At 71.7% G+C, this 13,886-nt stretch carries 5 protein-coding genes; 4 read left to right on the top strand and 1 reads right to left on the bottom strand.

What is annotated here, in order from left to right; genetic code table 11:
• Window positions 1-126 precede the first annotated feature (126 nt).
• Window positions 127-2,184, bottom strand: a complete 2,058-nt coding sequence (locus ABZW14_RS14210) for a M4 family metallopeptidase (RefSeq protein ID WP_355345134.1) — start codon at window positions 2,182-2,184, stop codon at window positions 127-129.
• Between the two features lie 940 nt (window positions 2,185-3,124).
• Here ABZW14_RS14210 and ABZW14_RS14205 point away from each other — a divergent pair.
• The 4 genes from ABZW14_RS14205 (at window position 3,125) to ABZW14_RS14190 (ending at window position 13,877) form a co-directional block, all read left to right on the top strand.
• Window positions 3,125-6,250: a family 16 glycoside hydrolase gene (locus tag ABZW14_RS14205; protein ID WP_355345131.1), complete on the top strand. Its 3,126-nt coding sequence runs from the start codon at window positions 3,125-3,127 to the stop codon at window positions 6,248-6,250.
• Between the two features lie 67 nt (window positions 6,251-6,317).
• On the top strand, window positions 6,318-7,478 hold the full coding sequence (locus tag ABZW14_RS14200; RefSeq protein WP_355345128.1) for a multicopper oxidase domain-containing protein: 1,161 nt from the start codon (window positions 6,318-6,320) through the stop codon (window positions 7,476-7,478).
• 188 nt (window positions 7,479-7,666) lie between these two features.
• Entirely contained in the window at window positions 7,667-11,719 is a 4,053-nt protein-coding gene (locus ABZW14_RS14195) for a ThuA domain-containing protein (protein WP_355345125.1), read from the top strand.
• Window positions 11,720-11,960: 241 nt separating this feature from the next.
• Window positions 11,961-13,877 carry a Xaa-Pro dipeptidyl-peptidase gene (locus ABZW14_RS14190; RefSeq protein WP_355345122.1) on the top strand — a complete coding sequence of 639 codons (1,917 nt, stop codon included), beginning with the start codon at window positions 11,961-11,963 and terminating at the stop codon, window positions 13,875-13,877.
• Window positions 13,878-13,886: the final 9 nt, after the last annotated feature.

The raw sequence follows: 13,886 nt of genomic DNA, 5'->3' as shown, positions 1-13,886 counted from the left end.
TTCCTCAACCCCCGCTAAACAACACTCTTCCCCACCCCCCCGCTCTCCCTATCCCGCCCCCCCGGGGGGCGCTACCCCCCACGGGGCCGGCCGTCGGAAGGACGACGGCCGGCCGCTCCGGTGTGGTCAGCTCAGCGTGACCGCGGTGTCGTCGACGACGAAGGAGGTCTGCAGGGAGCTGTCCTCCACGCCGCTGAACGAGATGGTCGCGGTGGTGCCGGCCAGCGACGAGATGTCGAAGGACCGCTGCACGTAGCCGGTGGCCTTGTTGAGGTTGGAGTAGGTGGCCAGGGTGGTGCTGCCCGCCTTGACGGTCAGCTTGTCGTAGGCGGTGGTCGTGGTCGACTCCGCGCTGTCGATGTGCAGCCAGAAGCTCAGCGTCGCCCGGCAGCCGGCGGGGATCGTCACCGACTGGGTGAGGGTGTCGGTGTGCGTCGTGCCGTAGCCGTCCAGCCACGCCTTGTACGAGCCGCCGTGCGCGGCCTGGGCCGTGTCGTTGGTGATGACGCCGGAGCTGGCGCTCCAGCTCACGTTGCCGGACTCGAAGCCGGGGTTGGCCAGCTTCTGACCGGTGCAGCTGCCCGACGGCGGGGTGGTCGTGGTGGTCGGGGTCGGGGTGCTGCCCGTGCAGGTCGCCTCACCGGTCTGCGCCGGCACGCTGATCGCGTTCCAGGCGGCCTTGACCGCGTCGAACTCGGTGCAGCTGGTCGGGTAGAGGTTCTTCGCCGCCTGCAGCGTCCAGACCCGGTACTTCAGGTACGACGAGGACGAGGTCTTCAGCAGCATGGCGTTGTACATGATCTTGATGGCCTTCTGGATGCCCAGGCCGGTCACGCTGCTGCCGTTGCAGGTCGAGCTGGCGGGCTGGCCGTTGGTCGGGCTGCTGCCGTTGGCCAGCAGGTAGAACCAGTGGTTGCCCGGCCCGGCGGCGGCGTGCACCTCGGTGCCCGGGATGCTGCTGGAGTAGCAGTTCGGGTCGCCCAGCGCCGACGGGTTGTACATGTTGCGGATCGGGCCGCTGCCCACCAGGTTGACCTTCTCGCCGACCAGGAAGTCGGGAGCGTCGTAGCTGGACGGCTCGTTGGCGAACCACTCGGTGGCCGCGCCGAAGGTGTCGGCGACGAACTCCTGGGTGCCCGAGCCGGAGATGCCACCCGGGGTGTGGTCGTCGATGCCGTGGCCGATCTCGTGGGCCACCACGTCGAGCGAGCCGATCCACTGGCCCGAGGTGTTCTTGCCGATCTGGACCTGGGTGCCGTCGTAGTAGGCGTTCTGGTCGTTCAGGCCCACCCGGATCGGCCAGTAGCCGCCGTTGCCGTCGGCGCCGTTGCGGCCCAGCCACTGCGCGAGCATCTTGTGCTCGGTCTGCGCGGCGAACAGCGCGTCGACGCAGCCGGTCTCCCGGTTGGTGGCGGTGCCGTTGCCCCACACGTCGTCGGAGCCGCTGAACGTCGTGTTGGTCGCGGCGTCCTGGCAGCTCAGGTTGGTTACGGTCGGGTCCTTCATGGAGTACGTGCTGCCGGAGAGCGTGGTGTTCAGGGTCAGCGGGCTCGGCCCGTTCCACGCGCCGGTGCCGGTGCCGTGCACGACGTGCTCCTGCGTACGCAGCACCGCGCCGGTGACGGCGTCCACGTCGACCGTGAGCCGGCTCGGGCCCTCGGCGCCGGTGCCCCGCACCGTGGTCTCCCACGCCAGCGCCGGAGCGGCGCCGAGGGTGTAGACAACCAGGTTGGTGCCCTCGACGGTGGTGACCTTCTTGAGCTGGGCGCGCGCGGTCTTCGCGGCGGCGGCCGAGGTCAGCTTCGGCGTGGTGGCGAGGCTGCCGATGGCCTGCTGCTGGGCGACGGAGGCGTACTTCAGGTTGCCGGCCGTGTCGGTGGCCAGCACGAAGTCACCGCCGACCACGGGCAGGCCCTTGTAGGTGCGCTCGTAGGGGACGTACTGGGTGCCCTCGGAGGAGATGACGGCCTTCTGCACGAACGCGTCGTCCGCGCTGGCGTGCAGGTAGGCGGGCCGGTTGGCGACCAGGGCGCGGGCCGAGTCGGCGGCGATCGCGCGGGCCTGGGCGGCGTCGGGGGCGGCGGGGCCGGGTGGCGCGGCCTGCACGGCCGCGGCGGTGCCCGCGGCGATCAGGCCGGCCGCCGCCGCGCCGGAGAGCGCGACGAGGCGAGGTGAGAGCTTCAAGGGGGTCGCTCCTGTTCCTAGGCGCACCGCACGGAGCCCGGTGGGGACGGGCGGCGCGATGTGGCGAGGCGGGGTGACGGCCGATCTCCGAGGCTGCCGGCGTGGCCCCGGTTCGACAGATCGACCGTCGTGAGCCGCCGGGGTCGGCGACTCGCTGGGGGCACAATCACACGGGCCTGGGCCCGGAGCAATGGGTGACCCGGGCAACCGACTCCGGGCGGTCGCCGTGCCGTCACCGGAAATTCAGGAAGCCATGATCTTCAATAGCGCCTGGCCAGGGCGAATGTTCTCCGCAGTGGACGACGTCGCATCCGATGTGCGCCGATTGCCGCTGTGTGCTCATCACGCACATTGGTCCTCAGTCGAGCCGCCGATCTTCCTGGAGCCTTCCGGCCGGCCGAGCGGCGCCGAATGGCGCGTGGATGATCAACCGTTCGGTCCACGGATCCCCCCGTCCCGCGCTGGAAGGAATCCGCCAGCAACTTTTGTCTGGCGCGAAGAAAAGTAGTCAATGGAACGACGAAAGCTATGGACAGGCTGAGAGGAAGTCAGTAGGGTCGGTGCCTATCAATATGTTTCGTCGAGCGGAACTACCGGCACGGTAGCCCTCGGCGGTGGGCCCTCCGGGCGGCGCAACACGTCCGCGGACCACGACCGGCCAGCCCTGGCCACCCCGGGTCGACGCCACCACGGCGGCCGCGCCTCACCGGCCGACCGATGCCCGTACCCGACCAACCCCTTCAGCTCCGCGACACCACCGTGCGCGGCGACCGTCGTCGCCCGGTGGCACCCACCATCCACATCGAACGACCGTGGCCTCCGGCCACGGCCGGGGATCCCGTGCGGCCAGGGGAGGGGCCGCACGGACCACGCCGGCACGACAGCTCCGCCGATCGACCCACCGACGCACGCTGCTCCCGGACCCGTGAAAGAGGAAGCCATGAACGCACATCCACCGCCGAACCGGCGCTCCGCCAGCCGGCTCCGGAGACCGGTGGCCGCCCTCGCCACGCTGGCGCTGCTGCTGACCACCGGGCTCGCCTCGGCCCCGGCCAGCGCGCGGCCGACCGACCCGGAACGCGTCGTGCGGGCCGCCGCCGCGGCCCCGTTGCAGGCCCAGGTGCTCACCTGGACGGCGGGGGACAACTTCCTCGCCTACCGCTCGGCCCCCACCACAGCGGTCGCCGGACCGGCCACCCTGGTCTTCGAGAACAGCGCGGCCACCGGCAACACCACCGGCATGCAGCACACCCTGACCTTCGAGACCGGCGACCCGCGCTACAACAGCGACGTCGACGTGAACATCCTGGCCGACCCGACCGACGCCAACGGGGGGCGCTGGGCGGTCGACGTGGTGCTCTCCCCGGGCACCTACCGCTACTTCTGCTCCATCCCGGGCCACGGCAACATGACCGGCCTTCTGGTCGTCGACGGCGGCGGCTCGGACACCACGGCACCGACGGTCACCGCGGCGGTGACCGGGGAGAAGGACGCCGACGGGGCGTACGTGGGCAGCGCGACGGTCACGCTCACGGCGGCCGACACCGGCTCCGGCGTCGACCGGGTCGAGTACGCCCTGGACGGCGGTGCGTACGGCACCTACGCGGCGCCGGTGACGGTGAACCAGCCGGGGCAGCACACAGTCAGTTACCGGGCCACCGACAGGGCGGGCAACACGTCGTCGCCGCAGCAGGTGTCGTTCACCGTGGTCGAGCCGCCGCCCACGGACACCACGGCGCCGACGGTGACCGCCGCGGTGACCGGCCAGCGGGACGCGAACGGGGCGTACCTGGGCAGCGCCACGGTGACGCTGGCCGCCACGGACACGGAGTCGGGGGTCGACCGGGTCGAGTACGCCCTGGACGGCGGTGCGTACGGCACCTACGCGGCGCCGGTGACGGTGAACCAGCCGGGGCAGCACACGGTCAGTTACCGGGCCACCGACAGGGCGGGCAACACGTCGTCGCCGCAGCAGGTGTCGTTCACCGTGGTCGAACCGCCGCCGGTCGACACCACCCCGCCGACCGTGACCGCCGCGGTGACCGGGGAGAAGAACGCCGACGGGGCGTACGTGGGTGGCGCGACGGTCACGCTGACCGCCGCCGACAGCGGCTCCGGGGTGGACCGGGTCGAGTACTCGCTCGACGGGCAGCCCTACGCCGGCTACACCACCCCGGTGGCGGTGAACCAGCCGGGGCAGCACACGGTCAGTTACCGGGCCACCGACAGGGCGGGCAACACGTCCTCGGCGCAGCAGGTGTCGTTCACCGTGGTCGAGCCGGCCCCGGCCGACACCACCCCGCCCACCGTGACCGCCGCCGTGACCGGCCAGCGGGACACGAACGGGGCGTACGTCGGCAGCGCCACCGTCACCGTCTCGGCCACGGACACCGGGTCCGGCGTGGCGAAGGTGGAGTACGCGCTCGACGGGGGCGCGTACGGCGCCTACTCCGCGCCGGTGACGGTGAACCAGCCGGGGCAGCACACGGTGAGCTACCGGGCCACCGACAGGGCGGGCAACACGTCCTCGGCGCAGCAGGTGTCGTTCACCGTGGTCGAGCCGGCCCCGGCCGACACCACCCCGCCCACCGTGACCGCAGCGGTGACCGGCCAGCGGGACACGAACGGGGCGTACGTGGGTGGCGCGACGGTCACGCTGACCGCCGCCGACACCGGCTCCGGGCTGGACCGGGTGGAGTTCTCGCTCGACGGGCAGCCCTACGCGGCCTACTCCGCGCCGGTCACCGTCAACCAGGTCGGGTCGCACACGGTGAGCTACCGGGCCACGGACAAGGCGGGCAACACGTCGTCGCCCCAGCAGGTGTCGTTCACGGTGGTCGACCCGCCCGCGCCCGACACCACCCCGCCCACCGTCACGGCCGCCGTCACCGGGCAGCTCGACGACGCCGGAGCCTACGTGGGCAGCGCCACGCTCACCCTGGCCGCCGCCGACAGCGGCTCCGGGGTGGACCGGGTCGAATACTCCCTCGACGGCCAGCCGTACGCCCGCTACGCCGCGCCGGTCACCGTCGACCGGGCCGGGTCGCACACGGTGAGCTACCGGGCCACCGACCGGGCCGGCAACACCTCGGGCACCGCCTCGGTCAGCTTCACAGTGGTCGCCAGCGGGCCGCAGCCCGAGTGCGTCCGGGACACCCGGCCCACCGTCTGGTTCGGCACCGTCGACAGCGGCGTACCGAACCGGGTGGTCCAGGGCGACTGCACCATCAACGCCGTCATCGACGACGAGCGGAGCTGGCCGAACCACGGCGCGTTCGTCTCGTACGTCACCGCGGTCGCCGAACACCTGCACCATCTGGGCGTCATCAGCCACACCGAGCACGGCCGTCTGGTCAGCGCGGCCGCCCGCTCCGGCGTCGGCAAGCCGGCGGGCAAGGACGGCTACCAGCCGATCCTCGACTCCTCCGCCGCGTCCTTCGGCCGGTGGCAGCAGGTCGGCGCCGGTGGGTTCACCCGCAACGCCGACGGCTCGATCACCAGCCGGCCGGTGCCCGGGCTGGGCATGCTGTGGTACCCGGTCAGCGCGTACGGGGACTTCTCGCTGAAGCTCCAGTGGCGCGACGACGCGCCGGGGGAGGGCCGGGCCAACAGCGGCGTCTTCGTCCGCTTCCCGGACGTTCGGAACCATCCGGCCGAGTCCCGGCCCGAGTGGGTCGCCATCAAGTACGGCCACGAGCTCCAGATCCTCGACCGGCCCGACGGCGACCGGTACAAGAGCGGTTCGGTGTACGGCTTCGACCAGGTCGACCTGCCCGGCGCCGAGGTCACCCCGAAGGGCACCTGGAACGACTACGAGATCCGCGTGGTCGGCCAGCACTACTCCGTGTTCCGCAACGGCGAGCTGATCAACGAATACGTCAACGCCCCGGGCGCGGTCTTCGACCCGCCGCGGGCGGACGACCCGGGGACCGCCGGCCGCCAGCACGCCAGCGGATACGTCGGCCTCCAGAACCACGGCACCGGGGACGTCGTCAGCTTCCGGAACGTGCGGATCGCCCCGCTGACCGCCTGCTGTCCGGGCGGAGCCGCGGACACCTGCTGCTGAACGAGCGAAGGGACATCACCATGGCAAGGAACGGGAACGAACGCCGTACCCCGCTGCGGGGTGCCCGGTGAGCGCCTGGCGGCTGGTCGAGGAGGGGCCGGAGCCGCGGCAGCCCCGCACCGAGCGCCCCCGCACCGGTGGCCGGCGGATGCTGGTCGTCGCGGCGGTCGTGCTGCTCACCCTGGTCGGTGCCGGCGGCCTGGCCGCCGCCCGCACCGGGATGTTCGCCGAGCGGCCCGACGGCTGCGCCAAGCCGGACCGCACCATCCAGTTGTACGCGGTGGAGCTGCCGAAGGACGGCACCCAGGTCCGGCTCGGCTACGGCCTCACGCCGGAGACGGCCTCCTACCCGGGGCCGCTCATGGAGATGACGGAGGGTGAGTGCCTCGCCATCACCCTGCACAACCAGGTGCCCGAGGCCACCCTGGCGGCGTTGCGGACCAGCCCGACCCACCCGCTGGGCGTCTCGCTGCACGTGCACGGGGTCAAGTACACCCAGGACTCCGACGGCACGGTGCAGAGCAACTCGTACGTCCCGTCGGGCGGGTCCCGCACCTACACCTGGTACGCCCAGCCCCGCAACAACAGGGCCGGGACGCCGGGCACCGCGGGCTACTGGTGGTACCACGACCACGTGGTGGGCGGGCCCCACGGCACCCAGGGGCTCTCCTCCGGTCTCTTCGGCGGCCTGGTGGTCCGCCGTCCCGGCGACCCGAAGCCGGACCGGACCTACACCGTGGCGTTCGGTGACCGGCAGAGCATCAACCTGCGCCGGGGCGAGGCAACCGACACCTGCACCGAGGTGAATCCCCAGCCCGGGCCGACCTGCCTGGTCGCCCGCAAGGGAGAGCGGGTGGAGTTCGTGGTGGTGGGCATCGGCAACGACATGCACACCTTCCACCTGCACGGGCACTCGTGGGCGGACACCCGGACCGGGGTGGTGAGCAACGGCCAGCCGTTCGCCGACCAGGTGCCGATCGTCGACAACAAGACGCTCGGCCCGGGTGACTCGTTCGGCGCCCAGGTGGTCGCCGGCGACTCGGTCGGGCCGGGCCACTGGATGCTGCACTGCCACATGCAGTTCCACTCCGACGCCGGGATGTCCACCATGCTGCACGTCCTGGACGAGAACGGGAACATGCCGCCCGGCATGGACCACGAGCACGCCGCCACCGGGACCGCCCCGGCGGCCGCCGCCGCCGACGGCGGCGCGCACCAGCACGACTGACGGGTCCACGGCTGCCGGCCCCCGGTGCCGCGGGCCGGCAGCCACCGGACGACCTCCACCTCCGACACCGACGCACCGGCCGCCCGCCACGGGTGGCGCCGGTGGACACGCACGCCCATCGTCCGGTGCCCGCCTCACGGCACCGGCGGAATCGACGAACCCGGAAACCCACACCAGGAGGAGTCGAGATGGCCGACAGACGCCATTTCCGGTTCTCCCGCTGGGTCGGCCCCGACGCCGGCCCGACGGGATCCACCACCCCACCACCCACGCCGACCACCCGTCGTCCCGGTGCCCGCCGCCGGATCGGCGCCCTGGCATCGAGCGCCGCCCTTGCGCTCGGCGTGCTCGCCCTCCCGGGCCAGACCCTCGCCCCGACACCCGCGGCGGCCGCCGCGGCCGCGGCGGCGGTCAAGGTGCTGGTGTTCCACGGCCCCGTGGACAAGCAGGACGACCCGGTCGCCAGGGCCACCGCCACCATCCGCGAGCTGGGCGAGCAGCAGGGCTTCACCGTGGACGACTCCGCCGACCCGGCGGTGTTCAGCTTCGGGAACCTGGCCCGCTACCGGGCCGTGGTGTTCCTCTCCGCCAACGGCGTCACCCTGAACGACACGCAGGAGGCGGCCTTCCAGGCGTACGTGAAGAACGGCGGCGGTTTCGTCGGCGTGCACGACGCGGCGCGCGCCCAGCCGGAGTCGTCCTGGTTCACCGGCCTCATCGGCACCCGGCCGGCCACCAGCCTGCCGAACGCCGAGAAGCCGGTGTCGGCCACCGCGAGCGCGGAGAACCCGCCGAACGAGACCGCCGCGAAGGCGATCGACGGCTCGACCGGCACCAAGTGGCTGACGTTCTCGCCGACCGGCTGGCTGGCGGCGAAGCTGGCCGCGCCGGTCACGGTCAGCCGGTACGCGCTCACCTCGGCCAACGACTTCCCGGGCCGGGACCCGAAGAACTGGACCCTGCAGGGCTCCCAGGACGGCACCACCTGGACCGACCTGGACACCCGCACCAACGAGACCTTCCCGCAGCGGTTCCAGACCAAGCAGTACAGCTTCACCAACACCACGGCCTACCAGCACTACCGGCTCAACGTCACGGCGAACAGCGGGGAACCGCTGATCCAGCTCGCCGAGCTGTGGCTGATCGGCCCCGACGCGGGGCCGGCGCCGGACACCACCGTGCAGAAGGCCACGGTCGACGTCACCGACCGGCAGCACCCGGCCAACAAGGGCCTGCCGCTGACCTGGACCCGATCCGACCAGTGGATCAACTGGGACCCGAGCCCGATCGGCCGGGTGCACACCGTCGCCCAGGTCGAGGAGGGGACCTACAACGCCGGCCTGAGCGGCAACGGCGCCTTCCACCCGGTCTCCTGGTGCCAGGACTACGAGGGCGGCCGATCCTTCTACACCGGGATGGGTCGCACCGAGGCGAGCTGGACCAGCGACAAGCAGTTCCAGAGCCACCTCGCCGGGGCGATCAGGTGGACGGCCGGCCTGGTCCGCGGTGACTGCCAGGCCACCATCGCCGCGAACTACCGCATCGACCGGCTCACCACGACCAACCAGCCCGGCCAGCTCGACCAGATCGGCGAGCCGCACGGCCTCACCATCGCCCCCGACGGCGGGGTGTTCTACATCGGCAAGGCGGCCTGCCCGAGCGGCCCGGTGGTGAGCTGGGACGACCCGAAGGTCGGCCTCGGCTGCGGCACGATCCACCGCTGGGACCCGGCGACCAAGCAGGTCAAGCTGCTCACCACCCTCCCCGTGATGGGCAACCGGGGCAGCGGCAGCGAGCTGGTGAAGAACGAGGAGGGCCTGGTCGGCATCACCCTCGACCCGAAGTTCGCGCAGAACGGCTGGGTGTACGTCTACTGGATGCCGCACGAGTCCATCGACCGGGACCGGCGCATCGGCCAGCGGACCGTCTCCCGGTTCACCTACGACGCCGCGAAGCAGGCCATCGACCAGGGCACCCGTAAGGACCTGCTGCACTGGGACACGCAGATCCACAGCTGCTGCCACGCCGGTGGCGGGATGACGTTCGACGAGAGCGGCAACCTCTACATCGGCTCCGGTGACAGCAACTCCTCCGGCGGGTCGAACGGGTACTCCGGCAACAACTGGACCCAGGACTACAAGGGCACCTCGTTCCAGGACGCCCGGCGGACCTCCGGCAACACCAACGACCTCAACGGGAAGATCCTGCGCATCCACCCGGAGGCGGACGGCACCTACACCATCCCGGCCGGGAACCTGTTCACCGGCGCGGAGGAGGGCGGCGGCAAGACCCGCCCGGAGATCTACGTGATGGGCGTGCGCAACATCGCCCGGATCGCCTGGGATCCGGTGAACGACTGGCTCACCGCGGCCTGGGTGGGCCCGGACGCCGGCGCCCCGGACCCGAACCTCGGCCCGGCCAAGTACGAGACGGCCACGATCATCACCTCGGCCGGCAACCAGGGCTGGCCGTACTGCATGGGCAACCGGCAGCCCTACCGGGACCGCAGCAACACCGACGCGAACGTGCTGACCGGCTGGTACGACTGCGACAACCTGAAGAACACCTCGCCGCGCAACACCGGCCTGGTGAACCTCCCGCCGGCCCGGGACAACATGATCTGGTACTCGCCGCAGGGCGGCGGCCCGGTCTACCCGAAGCGGACCGACGGCAGCGGGCTGCCCACCTACCAGGTCGGGCAGGAGACCTTCACCCAGCCGTACCTCAAGGGCGGCGGGCAGGCCATCATGGACGGCCCGACCTACCAGCGGGAGAACGTCGACACCGGCAGCGGGGTGGCCTGGCCGGAGTACTGGGACGACAAGTGGTTCATCGGTGACCAGTCCAACGCCAACAACCGGGTGGCGGTCACCGTCGACCCGGCCACGGTCGACAAGCACGCCCCGCCCGCGTTCGCCGAGGACCTGCGCCAGATCATCCGCGGCGGCAGCGGCGGCAACCAGCTCCAGTCCTGGATGGACGCCAAGTTCGGCCCGGACGGCGCGCTGTACCTGCTGGACTACGCCGGCGGCTTCTTCAGCCTGCACAGCAACCAGAAGCTGATCCGGATCGCCTACACCGGCGGCGAGGCGACGCCGCGGGCGAGCGACGCCGCCTGGCGGGCCGTCACGCCGAGCCAGCCGAGGACCATCGCGTTCTCGGCGGCCCGCGCCGGTGGCGTGGCGTGGGAGTGGAACTTCGGTGACGGCAGCGCGCCGTCGCGCGAGGCCAACCCCACCCACACCTACGCCGACTACGGCACCTACCAGGCCACCCTGAAGGTGACGTACGCCGACGGTCAGGTCTCCACCGCGACGATCACCGTCACCGCCGGGTGCGCCGCGCCGGACACCCGCGCGACGGTACGGATGCTGGACACCGACACCGGTGTGACCAACCACGAGGTCGGCGGTGACTGCACGGTCAACGACCTGATCGACGACGAGCGGAGCTGGACCAACCACGGCCAGTTCGTCAGCCACGTCGCCGACGTGGTCAACGACCTGCGCGGCGACGGCGTCCTGGACAACCGGGAGGCGGCGAAGCTGAACAGCGCCGCCGCCCAGTCGCCGATCGGCAAGGTGCCCGGCTACCGGGCGCTCTTCGACGGCACGGCCGGGTCGCTGGCCGACTGGCGGCAGGCGCCCGGCGGGTCGTTCACGTTGCAGCCCGACGGGTCCATCCGCAGTTCGGGCGGGCTCGGCATGCTGTGGTACGCCAAGGACGAGTTCGCCGACTTCTCGCTGCGGCTGAAGTTCCGGGACGTCTCCGCCGGCACCACGTACGCCAATACCGGGGTCTTCGCCCGGTTCCCGGACCCGCGGATCCCGCTGGACCAGCGGCCGGACGGCAGTTGCGGCACGGTCGGCTCGGCCCGGTCGTCCCAGGCGTGGGTGGCGATCTACTGCGGCCACGAGATCCAGATCTACGACGGGCCCACCGGCGAACCGCAGAAGACCGGGTCGATCTACAACTTCGACCCGCAGGGGCTCGACAAGGCCGGAGCGACCCCGAAGGGGACCTGGAACGACTACGAGGTGAGGGTGGTCGGCCAGCACTACACGATCATCCGCAACGGCGTGGTGATCAACGAGTTCGACAACACGCCGGGCAAGGCGTCGTCCCGGGCCGGTGACCCGCCGACCGACCTGCGCCAGTTCCTCAGCGGGTTCGTCGGGTTGCAGAACCACGGCACGAACGACCTGATCGAGTTCCGCGACGTACGGGTGCGCGACCTGTAGTCGCACCGGCGGCGCCGGGCACGGGATGCGTCCCGTGCCCGGCGCTCGTGCGCCGGCCCCCGACCGTGCCCCTGCCGCATGAGGAACGGCGACCTGCGACAGGCGTAGGAGGCGGGGGCGGCCATCTTCCACAGCTGTCCGAAGACCCGCACATCCGTCGATCCGTAGGTTCGGGGCGACCGTCGCCGCGGCATGTCCCCTGTGCACGCCGCCGGCCGGCGCGGGGAGGAGGAGCACGCGGATGCGAAGCGGAAGACATGCCTGGCGAGCCTCGGTGGTGGCCCTGGTGGTCGCCGTCACGGGGTTGCCGGCCACCGGCGCCCTGGCCCAGCCCGGCGCGGACGAGCGCGCCCGGCTGGTGGTCGAGGACGGCGTCACCCAACCGGTGTTCGGCTACGCCGACGCGGTCCGGGAACGGATCTTCGTCACCTCGGACGTGGACACCGACGCCGACGGGGCCCGGGACGTCGTGGCCATGGACATCATCCGGCCCCGGGCCAGCGAGAACGGGCTCAAGGTGCCGGTGGTGATGGACGCCAGCCCGTACTACTCGACGGTGTGCCGGGGCAACGAGAGCGAGTGCAAGGCCGACGTCGACGGCGACGGGCTGAACGACACCTGGCCGCTGTTCTACGACAACTACTTTGTCCCGCGCGGCTACGCGGTGGTCCTGCTCGACATGATCGGCACCAACAACTCGACCGGCTGCCCGGTCACCGGTGGCCGGGCCGACAACATCAGCGCGCCGACCGCCATCGACTGGCTCAACGGGCGCCGGCCGGGCGTCGACGCCGCCGGCCGGCCGGTGGTGGCGGACTGGCACAACGGCCGGACCGGCATGATCGGCAAGTCGTACGACGGCACCCTGGCCAACGCCGCCGCGGCCGACGGGGTGGCGGGGCTGACCACCATCGTGCCGATCTCGGCCATCTCCAGCTGGTACGACTACTCCCGGAGCAACGGCCTCGTCACCCGGGCGAACAACTACTCGGGCAGCCTCGCCAACACGGTCACCAACCCGGCTCGCCGCGCGTACTGCGCCCCGGTGCGGGCCGCGCTCGGTCAGGGCGGCGACGACACCACCGGCGACTACAACGACTTCTGGGCGGAGCGCGACTACGTGCCGCACGCCGACCGGGTGCGGGCCAGCGTCTTCGTGGTGCACGGCATCAACGACGACAACGTCCGCCCGGACCACTTCAGCAAGTGGTGGACCGCGCTGGGCGAGCAGGGCGTGCCACGCAAGCTCTGGCTGACCGGCACCGGCCACGTCGACCCGTTCGACTTCCGGCGGGGCGCCTGGGTGGACACGCTGCACCGCTGGTTCGACCAGTGGCTCCAGGGCCTCGACACCGGGATCATGCGGGAGCCGGCCGTCGACATCGAGCGGGCGCCGGACGTCTGGGAGACCGCGCGTACCTGGCCGCTGCCGGACGCCCGGCCGACCCAGGTGTTCCTCCAGGCCCCGACCGACGGGAACGCCGGCGGGCTCGCCGTCCGCTCCGGCCCCGGCAACGGGTCGGCGACCTTCCAGGACACCCCCACCATGAGCGCCGCCAACGCCATCCGGCACCCGTCGGACCCGGCCGCCAACACCGAGAACCGCCTGGTGTTCCTCTCCGCGCCGCTGACGGCGCCGCTGCACATCTCGGGCACGCCGGTCGTGAAGATCAACGCTACCGTCGACGGTGAGGACACCAGCTTCGCCGGGCTCCTCGTCGACTACGGCACCCGTCCGCGGTTCAGCACCAGCGGCGACGGCATCCGTACCCTCACCGAGGAGGACTGCTGGGGTGCCACGGCGACCTGGGGCGGCTTCGCCGAGAACGCCTGTTACCGGAAGACGGAGAAGACCGTCGCGACCAACCCGCAGGAACTGGTCACCAAGGGCATCATCGACGGCCTCAACCTCGACTCGCCGTCGGTGTCCACGCCGCTGGTGCCCGGGCAGAAGACCGCGGTCGACCTGAACCTGCTCCCCGAGGACTACGTCTTCTCCGCCGGTCACCAGATCGGCGTGGTCCTGCTCGGCTCGTACTCCGGCTACAGCAGCCGGGCCAAGCAGAACCGGTCGCACATCACCGTCCACTTCGACCGCAGCCGGATCACCCTGCCGGTGGTCGGCGGCCGGAGCGCGGCGGTGGCCGCCGGCCTGTAGAGAGTTCGG

Source organism: Micromonospora sp. NPDC004551 (assembly GCF_040609975.1).
In the GTDB taxonomy this organism is placed as follows: Bacteria; Actinomycetota; Actinomycetes; order Mycobacteriales; family Micromonosporaceae; genus Micromonospora.
This window is presented reverse-complemented; position numbering and strand designations above follow the sequence as displayed.

Excerpts from the sequence above, each read along its gene's own strand:
- ABZW14_RS14190 (WP_355345122.1), top strand. The coding sequence starts at position 11,961 with ATGCGAAGCGGAAGACATGCCTGGCGAGCCTCGGTGGTGGCCCTGGTG.
- ABZW14_RS14195 (WP_355345125.1), top strand. The coding sequence starts at position 7,667 with ATGGCCGACAGACGCCATTTCCGGTTCTCCCGCTGGGTCGGCCCCGAC.
- ABZW14_RS14205 (WP_355345131.1), top strand. The coding sequence starts at position 3,125 with ATGAACGCACATCCACCGCCGAACCGGCGCTCCGCCAGCCGGCTCCGG.